The sequence below is a fragment of the Delftia sp. 60 genome (assembly GCF_002754395.1).
In the GTDB taxonomy this organism is placed as follows: Bacteria; Pseudomonadota; Gammaproteobacteria; order Burkholderiales; family Burkholderiaceae_C; genus Comamonas; species Comamonas acidovorans.
On the sequence record NZ_PEFD01000001.1, the window covers coordinates 1,669,369 to 1,686,097 of the forward strand.

The window sequence follows — 16,729 nt, forward strand, 5'->3', positions numbered from 1 at the left end:
CATGAACACCGAAGACTTCAAGACCGACCTCCACGCACTGCCGGCCACCGAGCCCGCCGTGCCGGCGTCCCCTGCCGAGCTTGTCGAGCTGGCGGAGCCGGCCGGAATGCCCGGCCTCGCTCCCGAGGAGCAGGTGGTTGCGGACCCGGTCCTGGACGATTCAGCGGCTCCCGCGCCAGCCGGCGACGGCGAGGCGGAGCTTCCGGCCGCCGAGGTGCCGCCGGCGCCGCAGGTGCCTGTGGCCCTTACCGAGCCCGTGCCCGACATCGCCACGCTGACGGCGGCCAAGGATGCTGCCGCCTTCGTGGCTCAGATCTTTGCGGACCCCAGCATCTCCGACTCCTCCGATGCCGAGGTCACGCCCCTTGCCGCCGAAGAGGCGGTTGAATCCGAACAGGTGCTGCCGCCCGTGGCTGCCGGCTGGCCCGGCGAGCAGGTCCAGCACCTGCAGGGCCAGCGCGTGCTCGTGCTGGGTCTGGGCGCCTCGGGCCTGGCCATGGCACGCTGGTGCGTGCGCTGCGGCGCCGAAGTCATCGTGGCCGATACGCGCCAGGCACCGCCCCAGCTGCAGCAGCTGTCCACCGAATTGCCCCAGGTGCGCTTCGTGCCCGGCGAGTTCACGGCGCAGCTGGTGGACGGCCAGAGCCTGGGCCTGGTCTACCGCTCGCCCGGCCTGAGCCCGGCCGCCGTGGCGCCCGTGGTCGATACCGCGCGCGCCCAGGGTCTGCCCGTGGGCGGCGAACTCGATCTCTTCGCCATGGCGCTCAAGGCCCTGGCCGCGGCCCATGGCTACCGTCCCACGGTGCTGGGCATCACCGGGACCAATGGCAAGACCACGGTCACCTCGCTGACCGGCCAACTGCTGGAGCATGCGGGCCTGCGCGTGGCCGTGGCCGGCAATATCGGCCCCACGCTGCTGGACACGCTGACCCAGGCCATCGATGCCGAAACGCTGCCCCAGGCCTGGGTGCTGGAGCTGTCCAGCTTCCAGCTCGATGGCGTGCAGATGTTCGAGCCCACGGCCGCCGCCGTGCTCAACATCACCCAGGACCATCTGGACTGGCACGGCAGCCTGCGTGCCTATGCCGATGCCAAGGCCTGCATCTTCGGCAGCAGCGGCACCATGGTGCTCAACCGCGAAGACCCCGAGGTCATGCGCATGCTGCCGGCGCCCGTGGTGCCGCCGGGCAAGCGCCAAAAGCCCCAGCAGCGCGCCCACATCACCTTCGGCGGCGACATGCCGCGCCGCCCCGGCGACTTCGGCCTGGAAGTGGTCAGCGGCATGACGTGGCTGGTGCGCGCCCATGAGGCCGACGAAACCGCCAAGGGCAAGAACGCCGAAGACCTGTACATCCAGCGCCTCATGCCTGCCGACGCACTGCGCATCCGCGGCCGGCACAACGCCATCAACGCCCTGTCCGCCCTGGCCCTGGCCAGCGCGGGTGGCTGCACGCTGGCGCCGCTGCTCTATGGACTGCGTGAGTACCGGGGCGAGCCGCACCGCGTCCAGCCCATTGGCCGCGTCAACGGCGTGGAGTACTACGACGACAGCAAGGGCACGAACGTGGGCGCCACCGTGGCCGCGCTGTCCGGCCTGGGACCTGACCACCGCATCGTGGTCATCCTGGGTGGCGACGGCAAGGGCCAGGATTTCTCTCCGCTGGTCGCGCCCGTGTCGAGCCATGTGCGCACGGCCGTGCTGATCGGCCGCGACGCCGGCCGCATCCGCGCCGCCCTGCAGGACTGCGGCGTGCCCCTGGTCGATGCCACCACCATGGCCGACGCCGTGGAGCTGGCCGCCTCGCGCGCCCATGAGGGCGATGCCGTGCTGCTGTCGCCCGCCTGTGCCAGCCTGGACATGTTCCGCAACTACGAGGACCGGGCCCACCAGTTCGTCGATGCCGTGCGCGCGCTGGCGCTGGATGCCGGGCATGAACTCGGAGGTGCTGCATGACCGCCGTATCGCAGGCCCTGGGCCGCATGCGCTCCTGGTTCGGAGGCGCGCAGGAGAAGGCCATCGACGTGCTGCCCGTGCGCCTGGGCGGTCCCCAGTACCACCGGCCCACGCAGACGCCGGCCAGCGTGCTCGGCCTGGACCAGGCCCTGATCTGGGTGGTCATAGGCCTGCTGGCCTGGAGCCTGATCATGGTGTATTCGGCATCGATCGCCATGCCGGACAATCCGCGCTTCGGCAAGATCGCGCCCACCCATTTCCTGATGCGCCATGCCATGTCCATCGGCATGGCCTTCGTCGGCGCGCTGCTGGCCTTCCAGGTGTCCATGGCCACCTGGGAGCGCATGGCGCGCAAGCTCTTCCTGGTGTCCCTGGTCCTGCTGGTGGCCGTGCTGATCCCGCACGTGGGCACCGTGGTCAACGGCGCGCGGCGCTGGCTGTCGCTGGGCATCATGAATTTCCAGCCGTCCGAACTGGCCAAGTTCGCCGTGCTCATCTATGCGGCCGACTACATGGTGCGCAAGATGGAGGTCAAGGAGCGCTTCTTCCGCGCCGTGCTGCCCATGGGGCTGGCCGTGGTGCTGGTCGGCGTGCTGCTGCTGGCCGAGCCTGACATGGGCGCCTTCATGGTGATCGTGGTGATCGCCATGGGCATCCTGTTCCTGGGCGGCGTGAATGCGCGCATGTTCTTCCTGATCGCGGCCCTGGTGGTGCTGGCCTTCGTGCTGATCATCGCCACCTCCGAATGGCGGCGCGAGCGCATCTTTGCCTACCTCAATCCCTGGGATGAAAAGCATGCCCTGGGCAAGGGCTACCAGCTGTCGCATGCGCTGATCGCCATCGGGCGCGGCGAGATCTTCGGCGTGGGCCTGGGCCGCAGCGTCGAGAAGCTGCACTGGCTGCCCGAGGCGCACACCGACTTCCTGCTGGCCGTGATCGGCGAGGAATTCGGCCTGGTCGGCGTGCTCTTGATCGCCGTCACCTTCCTGTGGCTCACGCGCCGCATCATGCTCATAGGGCGGCAGGCCATTGCGCTGGACCGGGTGTTCTCCGGCCTGGTGGCCGAGGGCATTGCGATCTGGATGGGTTTCCAGGCCTTCATCAACATGGGCGTGAACCTGGGCGCGCTGCCTACCAAGGGGCTGACGCTGCCCCTGATGAGTTTCGGCGGTTCGGCCATTTTGATGAATCTGATAGCGATAGCGGTGGTGTTAAGGGTGGACTACGAGAACAAGTTGCTGATGAAGGGAGGGCATGCATGACACAGCAGCCCATCTCCCAAGGCACGCAACGCCAGCGCACGGCCCTGATCATGGCCGGCGGCACGGGCGGACATATCTTCCCGGGCCTGGCCGTGGCCCAGGCCCTGCGCGAGCGCGGCTGGAACGTGCGCTGGCTGGGCGCGCCCGGCTCCATGGAGTCGCGCATCGTGCCGGCCCAGGGTTTCCCGCTGGAGACCATCGAGTTCTCGGGCGTGCGCGGCAAGGGCATCATGACCCTGGCCTTTTTGCCCATGCGCCTGCTGCGTGCCTTCTGGCAGGCGCTGGCCGTGGTGCGCCGCGTCAAGCCCGACGTGGTGGTCGGTCTGGGTGGCTACATCAGCTTCCCCGGTGGAATGATGGCCGTGCTGGCCGGCAAGCCCCTGGTGCTGCATGAGCAGAACTCCGTGGCCGGCATGGCGAACAAGGTGCTGGCCAGTGTCTCCCACCGCATCTTCACCGCCTTCCCCAACGTGTTCCCCAAGGGCCGCTGGGTCGGCAACCCCCTGCGCCAGGCCTTCACCGAGCAGCCCGCGCCCGAGCAGCGTTTCGCAGGCCGCAGCGGTCCGCTGCGCCTGCTGGTGGTGGGCGGAAGCCTGGGCGCCAGGGCGCTCAACGAGATCGTGCCCCAGGCGCTGGCCCTGATTCCTGCCGATGTGCGGCCCGTCGTGCTGCACCAAAGCGGCGCCGCGCAGATCGATGCCCTTCGCGCCAACTATGCCGCCGCAGGCGTCGCGGCCGAGCTGACGCCCTTCATCGACGACACGGCGCGCGCCTTTGCCGAGGCCGATGTCATCGTCTGCCGCGCCGGTGCCAGCACGGTCACCGAGATCGCGGCCGTGGGCGCCGCAGCCATCTATGTGCCCTTCCCGTCCGCCGTGGACGACCACCAGACCACGAACGCGCGTTTCCTGGTCGATGCCGGTGGTGGATGGTTGATGCAACAAAGCGCACTGACTGCCCAAAGCCTGGCCGAAATGCTACAAAATATGCAGCGTGCGACGCTGCTGGAGCGCGCTGGAAAAGCCAAGAAAATGCAAAAGACCGATGCCACCGCCGAGGTGGTCGCCGCCTGTGAGGAACTGGCCGCATGAAGCACGCCATTCATCACATCCATTTCGTCGGCATCGGCGGCGCCGGAATGAGCGGCATCGCCGAGGTGCTGCACAACCTGGGTTACGCCATCTCGGGCTCGGACCTGTCCGACAGCGCCACGCTGCGCCGGCTCGCCGGCCTGGGCATCGCCACCCACGTCGGCCATGCGGCCGCGCACATCGAAGGGGCTGACGCCGTCGTCACCTCCACCGCCGTGCAGTCCGACAATCCCGAGGTGCTGGCCGCGCGCGAGCGCAAGATCCCCGTCGTGCCGCGTGCGCTCATGCTGGCCGAGCTCATGCGCTTCAAGCAGGGCATCGCCATCGCGGGTGCCCATGGCAAGACCACGACCACCAGCCTGGTGACCAGCGTGCTGGCCGAGGCCGGGCTGGACCCGACCTTCGTCATCGGCGGCAAGCTCAACAGCGCGGGCGCCAACGCCAAGCTGGGCCAGGGCGACTACATCGTGGTCGAGGCCGACGAGTCCGATGCCTCCTTCCTGAACCTGCTGCCCGTGATGGCCGTCGTCACCAACATTGACGCCGACCACATGGAAACCTACGGCCATGACTTCGGCCGGCTCAAGGGCGCCTTCGTCGATTTCCTGCACCGCATGCCGTTCTACGGCCGCGCCATCGTCTGCGTGGACAGCCCGGCCGTGCGCGAGATCCTGCCCCAGGTGGCCCGCCCCGTGACCACCTACGGCTTTGCCGAGGACGCCCAGGTGCGCGCCCTCAACGTGCGCGCCGAAGCTGGCAGCATGCATTTCACGGTGCGCCGCAGCAACGGCCAGAGCTATCCCGACCTGGACGTGGTGCTGAGCCTGCCGGGCGAGCACAACGTGCTCAACGCGCTGTCGGCCGTGGCCGTGGCCATGGAGCTGGAGATCTCCGACGACGCGCTGCTGCGTGCCTTCGAAAGCTTCAAGGGCGTGGGCCGGCGCTTCCAGCGCTATGGCGAACTGGCGACTGCCGACGGCGGCAGCTTCACCGTCATCGACGACTATGGCCACCACCCCGTCGAGATGGCGGCCACGCTGGCCGCCGCGCGCGGCGCCTTCCCGGGCCGCCGCCTGGTGCTTGCATTCCAGCCGCACCGCTACAGCCGCACGCGCGACTGCTTCGAGGATTTCGTCAAGGTCATCGGCCTGGCCGACGCCGTGCTGCTGACCGAGGTCTATGCGGCCGGCGAGGCGCCCGTGGTGGCGGCCGACGGCCGCTCGCTGACTCGCGCCCTGCGCGTGGCCGGCCGTGTCGAGCCGGTGTTTGTGGAAAACGTTGCCGAGCTGCCGGCGGCCATTGCCGTCAATGCCCGCGATGGCGACGTGTTGTTGTGCATGGGGGCAGGCTCGATTGGCGCCGTGCCCGGAAAGTTGGTTGAAATGCTTCAGAAACAAGAGCTGCAGGCGCAGCAAGGAGCTGTGCAATGAGCAGCTTCGGCACCCAGATCGATGTCAAGGCCCTGGGCAAGGTGGCCGTGCTGTTGGGCGGCCGCTCGGCCGAGCGCGAGGTCTCGCTGATGTCGGGCACGGGCGTGCTCAAGGCCCTGCTGTCGCATGGCGTGGACGCCCATGCCTTCGACCCCGCCGAGCGTGACCTGGGCGAGTTGAAGAAGGACGGGTTCGACCGCTGCTTCATCGCGCTGCACGGCCGCTACGGCGAAGACGGCACGGTGCAGGGCGCGCTGGAGCTGCTGGGCATCCCGTACACGGGTCCCGGCGTGATGGCCTCGAGCATCGCCATGGACAAGATCATGACCAAGCGCATCTGGCGCTTCGAGGGCCTGCCCACGCCGGACTGGCGTCTGGTCGCCAGCGCAGGCGAGACGCGCGCCGCGCTGCAGGCGCTGGGCGCACCCATGATCGTCAAGCCCTCGCGCGAGGGCTCGACCATCGGCCTGACCAAGGTATGGACGGCCGAGGAATGCGAGCAGGCCTATGTGCTGGCCTCCCGCTACGACCCCGAAGTGCTCTGCGAAGAGTTCATCGAGGGCGACGAGACCACCTGCCCCGTGCTCGGCACCGGCGAGGGCGCCCATGCGCTGCCCGTGATCCGCATCGTCGCCCCCGAAGGCAACTACGACTACCAGAACAAGTACTTCACCGACGACACCAAGTACCACTGCCCCAGCGGACTGCCCGCCGAGGAAGAGGCCGAGATCCGGCGCATCGTCGTGCGCGCCTTCCGCACGCTGGGCTGCCGCGGCTGGTCGCGCGCCGACATCATGATCCGCGCCAGCGATCGCAAGCCCTTCCTGCTGGAGATCAACACCTCGCCAGGCATGACGGGCCACTCGCTGGTGCCCATGTCGGCCCGTGCCATCGGTGTCAGCTACGAGAACCTCTGCCTGGGCATCCTGGCCAGCGCCGCGCTGGACGCCGCGCAACCGGAGCAGGAGCACGCATGAGCTACTCCCTGCCGGCCCCCTTCGACGTCAAGCTCATGAACGTGACCGCCACGGTCCTGTTCGTGGGCGTGGCTGCGCTGGGGCTGGCAGCGGTGAGCTGGTGGGCGCTGCGCCACCCGGCCTTCAACATCGGCCGCATCGTGGTCGAGGGCGAGCTGGTGCACAACAACACGGTGACGCTGCGCGCCAACGTGGCGCCCGTGCTCACGGGCAACTTCTTCACCGTGGACCTCAAGGGGGCCAAGGCGGCATTCGAGCAGGTGCCCTGGGTGCGCGAGGCGCAGGTGCGCCGCGACTATCCCAACAGCCTGCGCGTCATCCTGCACGAGCATGTGGCCGAGGCCTTCTGGGGCCCCGATTCGGGCACCGGCCTGATCAACAGCTTTGGCGAGGTCTTCGAGGCCAACCTGGGCGAGCTCGACCGCGACGGCCTGCCGCGCCTGCAGGGCCCTGAGGACAGCGCCCCGCAGATGCTGCAGATGTACCGGCTGCTGGTGCCGGCGCTGGGGCCGCTGGATGTGGAGATCGACGGGCTCACGCTCAATGCGCGCGGAAGCTGGCAGCTCAGGCTGGCCAATGATGCACAGATCGAACTGGGTGGCGGCAGCGTGGAAGCCGTGCTGCAGCGCGTGCAGCGCTTCGTGCGCACGCTGCCCCAGATCACGACCCAATACAAGCGCAAGGCCGACGCCATCGAGTCGGCCGACCTGCGCTACGAAGACGGATATGCGCTGAGGCTGCGCGGTGTGACCACCGGCACGGCCAAGGCGCCGGCTGCAGTGCGTCCCCGACGCTGAAGACGAGGGAGGAAAGACCTATGTACACGCACACCATGCAGCGACACAGCGACAGGACAGAACCAACCGGGGGCGGATGCTGATATGGCAAGAGAATACAAAGATGTGATCGTCGGACTGGACATCGGCACGGCCAAGGTCATGGTCGTGGTCGCCGAGGTCCTGTACAACGGCGAACTCAAGCTCGCCGGCCTCGGCGTGGCCCCGAGCAACGGACTCAAGCGGGGCGTGGTGGTGAACATCGACGCCACCGTGCAGAGCATCCAGCAGGCCTTGAAAGAGGCCGAGCTGATGGCCGACTGCAAGATCCAGCGCGTGTGCACCGGCATCACCGGCAGCCACATCCGCGGCCTGAACTCCAGCGGCATGGTGGCCATCAAGGACAAGGAAGTCACGGCCACCGACGTGGCGCGGGTGATGGAGACGGCCAAGGCCATCAACATCTCCTCGGACCAGCGGCTGCTGCTGGTCGAGCCGCAGGAATTCGTGATCGACGGCCAGGAAGTGCGCGAGCCCATCGGCATGAGCGGCATCCGCCTGGAAGCCAAGATCCACATCGTCACGGGCGCGCAGAGCGCGGCCGAGAACATCATCAAGTGCGTGCGCCGCTGCGGCCTGGAGGTCGAGCAGCTGCTGCTCAACCCGCTGGCATCGAGCCAGGCCGTGCTCACCGATGACGAGCGCGAGCTGGGCGTGGCCGTGGTCGATATCGGCGCGGGCGCCACCGACGTGGCCATCTTCACGGGCGGCGCCATCCGGCACACGGCCGTCATCCCGATCGCGGGTGACCTGATCACCAGCGACATCGCCATGGCGCTGCGCACGCCGACCAAGGACGCCGAGGACATCAAGGTCGAAAGCGGCTATGCCAAGCAGCTGCTGGCCGACCCCGATGCCCAGGTCGAAGTGCCGGGCCTGGGCGACCGCAGCCCGCGCATGATCAGCAAGCAGGCGCTGGCCGGCGTGATCGAGCCGCGCGTGGAAGAGATCTTTTCTTTGGTGCAGCAGGTGGTGCGCGATTCCGGCTACGAGGAAGTTCTGTCCTCGGGCATCGTGCTGACCGGCGGCAGCGCCGTCATGCCGGGCATGGTGGAACTGGGCGAGGACATCTTCCTCAAGCCCGTGCGCCGCGGCATCCCCAAGTATTCGAGCGCTCTGGCAGACATGGTGGCCCAACCCCGCGCCGCCACCGTGATGGGATTGCTCGAAGAGGCCCGCCTGGCTCGCCTGCGCGGTTTCAAGGTGGCACAAAAGAGTGGGTCGATGAAGACCGCTTTTGGCCGTTTCAAAGACTTCATCGTGGGGAACTTTTGATATGTGCTTTCATCGACTGCGCATTACCGGCCCGCCCACCGGCTTCCGAATACCGGACAGAAGACAGAATTTTCCCCAGACGGTGGTGACCACTTACAGAGAGCTACAGGAGAACCAACATGCCCATCGACATGATTGAAGTTGAAGAATTCAACCAGGGTACGCAGATCAAGGTGATCGGCGTTGGCGGCGGCGGCGGCAACGCCGTCGAGCACATGATTGCGCGCAACGTGCAGGGTGTGGAATTCGTCTGCGCCAACACCGACGCGCAGGCGCTGCTGCGCAGCAGCGCCCACCGCACCATCCAGCTCGGTGGCAGCGGCCTGGGTGCGGGCAGCAAGCCCGACAAGGGCCGCGAGGCTGCCGAAATGGCCGAGGACGACATCCGCACCGCCATCGAAGGCGCGCACATGCTGTTCATCACGGCCGGCATGGGCGGCGGCACGGGCACGGGCGCTGCGCCCGTGATCGCGCGCGTGGCCAAGGAAATGGGCATTCTCACCGTGGGCGTGGTCACCAAGCCCTTCGAGTGGGAAGGCGGCCGACGCATGGCCAACGCCGACAGCGGCCTCAACGAGCTCGAAGCCAATGTCGATTCGCTGATCGTCGTGCTCAACGAGAAGCTGCTGGACGTGCTGGGTGACGACATCTCGCAGGACGAGGCCTTTGCCCATGCCAACGACGTTCTCAAGAACGCCGTGGGCGGCATTGCCGAAATCATCAACGAGTACGGCCATGTGAACGTCGACTTCGAAGACGTGCGCACCGTCATGGGCGAGCCCGGCAAGGCCATGATGGGCACGGCCAAGGCCGCCGGCCCCGACCGCGCGCGCATCGCCGCCGAGCAGGCCGTGGCCTGCCCGCTGCTGGAAGGCATCGACCTGTCGGGCGCCAAGGGCGTGCTGGTGCTGGTCACGGCCGCCAAGGGCAGCCTCAAGCTGTCCGAGTCGCGCCTGGCCATGAGCACCATCAATGCCTATGCCTCGCCCGATGCGCACGTGATCTACGGCGCCGCCTACGACGACACCCTGGGCGACGAGATCCGCGTCACCGTGGTCGCCACCGGCCTGTCGCGCCCCAGCGCACGCCGCCAGAACATGCAGGTGGTGCAGGGCGGTCTGCGCACCGGTACCGACAACATGAGCTACCAGCTGCCCTCGGCCTCCATGGGTGCCGCCACGGCAGCCGGCGGCCTGGTCGGCGGTGCCGCTGGCGGTGCCGACTATGCCAACAACATGTCGGTCCCCAGCGTCTGGCGTACCAACCGTACGCAGGCCGCTGCCCGCGTCGATGCCCTGGCCTCCGGCGGCATGGACGATCTGGAAATCCCGGCCTTCCTGCGCAAGCAGGCTGACTGAGCAGCGGCCCATACGGTCGCTGCATAGCCGTGATAGCGAAAGCCGTGCCAGGGCCATGCCCTGCGCACGGCTGCCGCGTTCTAAAATAGCCGGATGCTCCAACAACGCACCATCAAGACGATCACCCGTGCCGTTGGCGTGGGCCTGCACAGCGGCCAGCGCGTCGAGTTGACGCTGCGACCCGCGCAGCCCGACACCGGCATCGTGTTCCGTCGCGTGGACCTGCCGGAGCCTGTGGACATCCCGATCTCGGCCGAAGCCGTCACCGACACGCGCATGGCCTCCACCATCGGCACCGGCGGCGCCAAGGTGCATACCGTGGAGCACCTGATGTCGGCCATTGCCGGCCTCGGGCTCGACAACATCTATATAGACATCACCGCCGAGGAAGTGCCCATCCTCGACGGCTCCTCCGCTTCCTTCGTGTTCCTGCTGCAAAGCGCGGGCATCGAGCTGCAGAAGGCTCCCAAGCGCTTCATCCGCGTCATCCGCCCCGTCGAGGTGCGCGAGGGCGAGGGCCAGAACCTCAAGTGGGCGCGCTTCGACCCCTACCACGGCTTCAAGCTGCGCTTCGAGATCGACTTCGCCCATCCGGCCGTGGACTCCACGGGCCAGTGCGTGGAGTTCGACATGGGCGAGGACAACTACACGCGCGACATCGCACGCGCGCGCACCTTCGGCTTCACCAAGGACGTGGAAATGCTGCGCAGCCATGGCCTGGCGCTGGGCGGCGGCATGGACAACGCCATCGTCATGGACGACTACAAGGTGCTCAACAGCGACGGCCTGCGCTACGACGACGAGTTCGCCAAGCACAAGATCCTCGACGCCATCGGCGACCTGTACCTGATCGGCAGGCCGCTGCTGGCCGCCTACAGCGCCTTCCGCTCGGGCCACGGCATGAACAACCAGTTGCTGCGTGCCCTGCTGGCCCAGCCCGACGCCTGGGAACTGGTCAGCTTCGACAGCGAGCGCCAGGCACCCAAGGGCTTCGCCCAGCCCGCGCGGGCCTGGTGAGGCGAGCGCCGCCATGCTGATCTTCCGCTGGCTGGCCACCCTGCTGCTGCTGGCCTCGGCCGTCTCCTTCGCGTTCTACCTGGGCACTGGCCGGCCGCACTACAAGCGCTGGGGCTTCATCATCCTCAAGTGGACCGTGATTGCCGGCGTGACCTTCTTCGCCGTTCTGTTCTTTGGACGCATCGTCTGAGGGCGGCTCTGACTCGCATCCCATCCAACGCAGTTGCGGTAGCGAGATCGAGACCATGGCGCTTGCGGGGGCGCGCTCAGGCGAGAGATAGCAAGCAAGGGCTGCCCCACAGCTAGGCTGTCGTCCCCCTCAGGGGGAAGACGCGCAGCGCCTCAGGGGGAGTCAATACACCCTGCCGCCCTTGTAGACGGCATGCTGGCGGCGCTGCAGCTGCGTGACCTCGGCCATCTTCGACATGGCGGCGCCCGCATGGGCGTGGGTGATGGCCAGGCCCAGGGCGTCGGCTGCGTCGGTGCCGGGCAGGCCGGGCAGTTGCAGCAGGCGGCGCACCATTTCCTGGATCTGGCTCTTGGCCGCGCGGCCGTGGCCGGTCATGGCCTTTTTCATCTGCAGTGCCGTGTATTCGGCGACCGGCAGGCCCGCATTGACCAGGGCCGTGAGCGCGGCGCCGCGCGCCTGGCCCAGCAGCAGCGTGGACTGGGGGTTGACGTTGACGAAGACGATTTCCACGGCCGAGGTGTCGGGCTGGTAGCGGCTGGCGACTTCCGAGATGCCGTCGAACAGCAGCTTGAGCCGGCCCGGCAGGTCGCCGAGCGCGATGCCGGTGGTGCGGATGGTGCCGCTGGCCACATAGGCCAGGCGGTGGCCGTCGACGTCGATCACGCCGAATCCCGTGGTCTGCAGCCCGGGGTCGATTCCAAGAATGCGCATGGCGTGACTGTAGCCGTTCAGGGGATGACGGCGCTGGGCATTCTTTGCATGACCGTGCGCGTGCGCTGCAGCAGATAGCCGGAGTTGGGCAGCTTCTCGAAGCGTTTGGGCTGGGGCAGCATCACGGCCAGGCGTGCGGCCTCGGCCGCGCTGAGCTGTGAGGCGCTCTTGCGAAAGTAGTGGCGGGCTGCAGCCTCCGCGCCAAACACTCCCTGGCCCCATTCCACGCTGTTGAGGTAGATCTCCAGGATGCGCTGCTTGCTCAGCATCAGTTCCAGCAGCTGGGTCAGCACCAGTTCCTGCCCCTTGCGCAGCAGGCTGCGTTCGCCCGACAGCAGCAGGTTCTTGGCCAGCTGCTGCGTGATGGTGGAGCCGCCATAGATCTTGGGCGCCTTGCCGTTGTCTGCCTTCTGGGCACGGGCTTCGGCGCGCTGGTTGCGCTGCCAGGCCTTCTCGATGGCCTCCCATTGCACCCCGTGGTGTTCGGTGAAGCTGTCATCTTCGGAGGCGATGACGGCGCGCTTGAGCGTGGGCGCGATGCGGTCGTAGGGCAGCCATTGCTGGCTCCAGTGCAGGCCTTCGGAGCTGCGCAGCATCTGCCAGGCCTCGGAGCGCTGAAAGGCCGTGGATTCGGGATCGACCACCACCATCAGCGCAATGCGCAGCACAAAGAACAGCTGCAGCAGCAGGCCGGCGCACAGCACCAGCAGCAGGGCGCGTGCCAGGGATTTCATAAAGCGCTCAGCCGCCTTGAGCAATATGGGCGCGCAGCTCGTTCAGCACCTGGGCCGACGGGGGGCGCACGCCGCGCCACAGCGCGAACGATTCGGCCGCCTGCTCCACCAGCATGCCCAGCCCGTCGCGGGCCTGGGCGCCATGCTGCTCGGCCCATTGCAGGAAGCCCTGGGCTGCGGCGCCGTACATCATGTCGTAGGCCAGGCTGCCAGGCCGCAGCACGCGGGCCGGCACGGGCACCTCGGCACCGGCCAGGCTGCTGGCGGTGGCGTTGATGACCACGTCGAAATCCTCATCCACGGCCTGCTGCTCCAGCGCCACCAGTTCCACGCCATGGTGCGCGGCGATGGCGGCATGGCGCTGCACCAGGGCCTGGGCGCGCTCGAAGGTGCGGTTGACCACGGCGATGCGGCGCGGGCGCTCGGCAAGCAGCGAGCCCAGTGCGCCGGCTGCGGCGCCACCTGCGCCCAGCAGCAGCAGGTCGCGCCCGGCCAGCGGCACGCCCGCATTGCGCACGATGTCGGCCACCAGGCCCAGGCCGTCGGTGTTGTCGGCATGGATGCCGTCCGCCGCCAGCACCAGGGTGTTGGCGGCGCCGGCCAGTTGCACGCGCTCGCTGGAGGTGGTGGCCAGCTGTGCGGCTTCCAGCTTGAAGGGCACGGTGACATTGCAGCCGCGCCCGCCTGCCGCGACAAAGCCGCGCACGGCCTCGGCAAAGCCTTGCAGCTCCACATGCTGGCGCTCGTAGTGCAGGTCCTGCCCGCACAGTTCGGCAAAGCGGGCATGGATCCAGGGCGAACGGCTGTGCGCGACGGGGTTGCCCATGACGCAGTAGCGGTCGGAGGAGGTGGCGGCGGAAGTCATGTCGGAAAAGGAGGGTGCGCGAAGACAAGAGGAGGGCGCTACTGCACCGTCGTCTGCAGCGTCTGCTCGCGGGTGAACTTGAAGCGCGAGACCACGGCGATCTGGTCGGCCTTGGCGCGCATGGCGGGGCCGAAATGGCCGAAGGGGCCGGCCGCACGCGCAATGGCCTCGGCCCGGGTGTCCAGCAGGCGGTTGCCCGAGCCCTGCACGATCTCGGTGGACAGCACCCGCCCGTCGTGGTTGACGGTGAGGATCATGACCAGCTCGCCGTAGAGCTTCTTGCCGGCCTGCTCGGGGAAGTTCTCCGTGCCCTTGTCCTCGACCTTGCGGCGCAGGCCGTCGTAGTAGATGGCGTAGACGGCCTCGCGCGTGGACGGGCTGATATAGCGCTTCTTGGGGCGGGCGTTTTCCTCGTTGATGCGCTTTTCGATCTCGGCCAGCAGCTTGACCAGCTGCTGGCGCTTTTCCTGCTGGGCCTGCTGCTCCTTGGTCTGCTTGGCCGCCTCGCGCGGGTCCAGCGGCGGCAGGGCCGCGACCTGCTTGCGCAACTGCGTCAGCAAGACGGTCTGCTGCTCCTGCATGGAGTCGATCTGGCGCTGGCGTTCCTCGAAGTCGTCGCCCACGGCCGTGAGTGCCGAGTAGGGCATGGGGCTGGAGGCCCGGCCCTTGTCGGCCTCGCCGCCGCCGGCCAGCGAGGTCTGCGCGATGGCCTGCGCCTTGTCGGGCTGCTCGTTGGCGCGGGCATTGACCAGGATGACTTCCAGCGGCGTGTCCTGGAACACGCGGTCGAAGCGCTCCGGGTCGATGAACCGGAACGAGAACAACCCGGCATGCAGGGCGATGGAAACGCCCAGTGCCAACTGCAGCGTGCTCAGGGAACGGAGGGCGGTAGGCAGTTTCACGTCAGATCTGGGGCAGTTGCTCGGATGTGAGGCAGGTCAGGGCTGGGCGGGGTCGGCCGCCGGTGTGCCATCGGTCTCGTTCATGTCCACGGCGATGGCGATGGGGCCGGCCACGGCTTCCTCGTCATCCTCGGCGCTGTCTTCGGCGCCATCGGCAGCGGCCGCCGCATCGCCATCCAGGCGCTCGATCAGCGTGCCCGAGACATCGAGCGCGATCTCGTCGATCTCGCCCAGGCGCACGCGCACATGGGCGCCGCGCGGCAGGCCGGTGACGCCCAGCACGGGGAAGACCAGGGGCAGGTCATCGGCGCGCACCAGCAGGCCGCCGCCCATGCCTTCCTTGATGACGGTGGCCGTCAGCTCGGTGATGGCGTGCTGCTGCAGGTACTTGAGCGTCCAGAACCGTTCCATGCCGGCCTGGTAGCCGTTGTAGGCGCTGTAGGCACCGTCGAAGCTGCTGATGATGCCGAACAGCTCGGCATCCTTGGGCTTGAACGGCGCGGCCAGGGCGGCGGTCTTGCCGTGGCGCGCGCAGGCAATGATCTGCCACTGGTTGACCAGGTCCACGTAGCGGCGCAGCGGAGAGGTGGCCCAGGCATAGCTCTTGACGCCGATGCCTGCATGGGGCTGCGCCTTGGTGGACATGCGCACCTTGATGCCGGGCGCCAGGCTGGCCTGGCTGCGGTAGATGCCGGGCACGCCGAGCTCGGCCATCCAGCCGCCCCAGGTGCTGTTGGCCACGATGGCGGCCTCGGCCACGATCAGGTCCAGCGGCGCGCCGCGCTTGCGCACGCTGATCTCCACCTGCTCGTTGCCGCGGGGCTCGGCGCCGCCGTTGCCCACGAGGCGGAAGTTGTAGTCGGGGCGGTTGAAGTTCTCGGGCTTGCCACGCACCAGTTCGCGCCCGGCCTTCAGGTGCTTGGCCCAGCGCTGCAGGAACGTCAGTTCGGCGCGCTTGCCTTGCAGCACTTCGGGCGTGCCCTCGACCTCGAAGGAGGGGTCGGCCAGCCACTGCTCGGTGACGATGTGGTCCAGCTTGTCATGGCGGAAGTTGACCTGCACGGGCACGCGCTCCAGCCGCGTCTCGCTGGCCGTCGTCTCCAGCGTGGCCTCGTCCACGGTGACGTACAGCGACACGGCGGGGTTGGCGCGCCCTTCGTCCAGCGTGTAGATCTGCACCACCTCGTCGGGCAGCATGGTGATCTTGTAGCCGGGCATGTAGACGGTGGACAGGCGCGAGCGGCCGAGCTGGTCCAGCGGCGTGCCCGGCACGATGGCCAGACCGGGTGCGGCGATGTGGATACCCACCGTGACCGTGCCCGTGCCCAGGCCGCGCACCGACAGCGCATCGTCGATTTCGGTGGTGGCCGAGTCGTCGATGGAAAACGCCTGGACCTCGGCCAGCGGCAGGTCGGCCGGTGGCTGGGGTGCCTGCAGGGCCGGGAACTGCGTGCCCTTGGGGAAGTGGTCGAACAGGAAGCGCTTCCAGTGGAACTCGTAGGCCGATTCAATGGCGCCGGCCCTGTGCAGCAGGTCCAGCGGGGCCAGGCGCGTGGCGCGGCTGGCCTCGACCACGGCCTTGTATTCGGCGGCGTTCTTGTCGGGGCGGAACAGGATCTTGTAGAGCTGCTCGCGGATGGGGCCGGGGCATTCGCCGGCGCCCAGCTGTTCGGCCCAGGCCGTGATCTGGGCCTGGATCTGCTTTTTCTTCTCTATGCCGGCCAGCGCCTGCTGCAGGATCTCGGCCGGCGCCTTCTTGAAGCGGCCCTTGCCGGAGCGGCGGAAGTAGTGCGGTGCGTCGTAGAGGCGGAACAGCGCGCCGGCCTGCTCGGCCAGCGTGGCCTTGTCCGAGAAATAGTCGCGTGCAAGGTCGGCGAAGCCGAATTCCTCCTCGGGGGCGAATTCCCAGGCCAGGTCCAGATCGATCTGGGCGGCCTGCGCCTGCGCCTGGGCGATCAGTTCGGCAGGCGCCGGCTTGTCGAACTTGAGCAGGATGTTGGCCGACTTGACCTTGACCCGTTTGCCCGAGTCCAGCTCCACCTGGGCGGAGGTGTCGGCTTCGGAGAGGATGCGGCCGGCCAGGAACTTGCCGGATTCTTCAAACAATGCGTGCATAGCCCGACATTC

At 68.0% G+C, this 16,729-nt stretch carries 15 protein-coding genes; 10 read left to right on the forward strand and 5 right to left on the reverse strand.

Going from position 1 to position 16,729, the window contains the following annotated elements; genetic code table 11:
• Position 1: 1 nt before the first annotated feature.
• From murD to CLV01_RS29070, 10 genes are all read left to right on the forward strand, one after another.
• Entirely contained in the window at positions 2 to 1,954 is a 1,953-nt protein-coding gene (gene murD / locus CLV01_RS07505; protein ID WP_099734624.1) for a UDP-N-acetylmuramoyl-L-alanine--D-glutamate ligase, read from the forward strand.
• Positions 1,951 to 3,216, forward strand: a complete 1,266-nt coding sequence (ftsW, locus tag CLV01_RS07510) for a putative lipid II flippase FtsW (protein ID WP_013804108.1) — start codon at positions 1,951 to 1,953, stop codon at positions 3,214 to 3,216. The genes murD and ftsW overlap by 4 nt, the downstream gene beginning before the upstream one ends.
• Positions 3,213 to 4,307 (forward strand): undecaprenyldiphospho-muramoylpentapeptide beta-N-acetylglucosaminyltransferase, encoded by a 1,095-nt coding sequence (gene murG / locus CLV01_RS07515; protein WP_099734623.1) that lies wholly within the window; start codon positions 3,213 to 3,215, stop codon positions 4,305 to 4,307. The genes ftsW and murG overlap by 4 nt, the downstream gene beginning before the upstream one ends.
• Complete coding sequence (gene murC, locus CLV01_RS07520; RefSeq protein WP_013804106.1) at positions 4,304 to 5,737, forward strand: UDP-N-acetylmuramate--L-alanine ligase; 1,434 nt, start codon at positions 4,304 to 4,306, stop codon at positions 5,735 to 5,737. Before murG ends, murC begins: the two co-directional genes overlap by 4 nt.
• Positions 5,734 to 6,714, forward strand: coding sequence for a D-alanine--D-alanine ligase (locus tag CLV01_RS07525; RefSeq protein WP_088166117.1), 981 nt, complete (start codon positions 5,734 to 5,736; stop codon positions 6,712 to 6,714). The genes murC and CLV01_RS07525 overlap by 4 nt, the downstream gene beginning before the upstream one ends.
• Complete coding sequence (locus tag CLV01_RS07530; protein ID WP_013804104.1) at positions 6,711 to 7,511, forward strand: cell division protein FtsQ/DivIB; 801 nt, start codon at positions 6,711 to 6,713, stop codon at positions 7,509 to 7,511. Before CLV01_RS07525 ends, CLV01_RS07530 begins: the two co-directional genes overlap by 4 nt.
• Positions 7,512 to 7,595: 84 nt before the next feature.
• On the forward strand, positions 7,596 to 8,825 hold the full coding sequence (ftsA, locus tag CLV01_RS07535; protein ID WP_012203404.1) for a cell division protein FtsA: 1,230 nt from the start codon (positions 7,596 to 7,598) through the stop codon (positions 8,823 to 8,825).
• A gap of 119 nt (positions 8,826 to 8,944) precedes the next feature.
• The gene (gene ftsZ / locus CLV01_RS07540) at positions 8,945 to 10,183 is read left to right on the forward strand and encodes a cell division protein FtsZ (protein ID WP_012203405.1); all 1,239 of its coding nucleotides are present in this window, start codon (positions 8,945 to 8,947) and stop codon (positions 10,181 to 10,183) included.
• Positions 10,184 to 10,276: 93 nt separating this feature from the next.
• On the forward strand, positions 10,277 to 11,200 hold the full coding sequence (gene lpxC, locus CLV01_RS07545; protein WP_012203406.1) for a UDP-3-O-acyl-N-acetylglucosamine deacetylase: 924 nt from the start codon (positions 10,277 to 10,279) through the stop codon (positions 11,198 to 11,200).
• A gap of 13 nt (positions 11,201 to 11,213) precedes the next feature.
• Positions 11,214 to 11,390 carry a hypothetical protein gene (locus CLV01_RS29070; protein ID WP_012203407.1) on the forward strand — a complete coding sequence of 59 codons (177 nt, stop codon included), beginning with the start codon at positions 11,214 to 11,216 and terminating at the stop codon, positions 11,388 to 11,390.
• A gap of 162 nt (positions 11,391 to 11,552) precedes the next feature.
• Here CLV01_RS29070 and ruvC read toward each other — a convergent pair whose 3' ends face one another.
• From ruvC to CLV01_RS07570, 5 genes are read right to left on the reverse strand one after another with little or no spacing between them, the layout of a single operon-like run.
• On the reverse strand, positions 11,553 to 12,101 hold the full coding sequence (gene ruvC, locus CLV01_RS07550) for a crossover junction endodeoxyribonuclease RuvC (protein ID WP_012203410.1): 549 nt from the start codon (positions 12,099 to 12,101) through the stop codon (positions 11,553 to 11,555).
• A gap of 17 nt (positions 12,102 to 12,118) precedes the next feature.
• Positions 12,119 to 12,835 (reverse strand): monofunctional biosynthetic peptidoglycan transglycosylase, encoded by a 717-nt coding sequence (gene mtgA / locus CLV01_RS07555; protein ID WP_012203411.1) that lies wholly within the window; start codon positions 12,833 to 12,835, stop codon positions 12,119 to 12,121.
• A gap of 7 nt (positions 12,836 to 12,842) precedes the next feature.
• Positions 12,843 to 13,700: a shikimate dehydrogenase gene (aroE, locus tag CLV01_RS07560; protein WP_063327217.1), complete on the reverse strand. Its 858-nt coding sequence runs from the start codon at positions 13,698 to 13,700 to the stop codon at positions 12,843 to 12,845.
• 38 nt (positions 13,701 to 13,738) lie between these two features.
• The gene (locus CLV01_RS07565; protein WP_012203413.1) at positions 13,739 to 14,602 is read right to left on the reverse strand and encodes an energy transducer TonB; all 864 of its coding nucleotides are present in this window, start codon (positions 14,600 to 14,602) and stop codon (positions 13,739 to 13,741) included.
• A gap of 36 nt (positions 14,603 to 14,638) precedes the next feature.
• The gene (locus tag CLV01_RS07570; RefSeq protein WP_012203414.1) at positions 14,639 to 16,717 is read right to left on the reverse strand and encodes a ribonuclease catalytic domain-containing protein; all 2,079 of its coding nucleotides are present in this window, start codon (positions 16,715 to 16,717) and stop codon (positions 14,639 to 14,641) included.
• Positions 16,718 to 16,729: the final 12 nt, after the last annotated feature.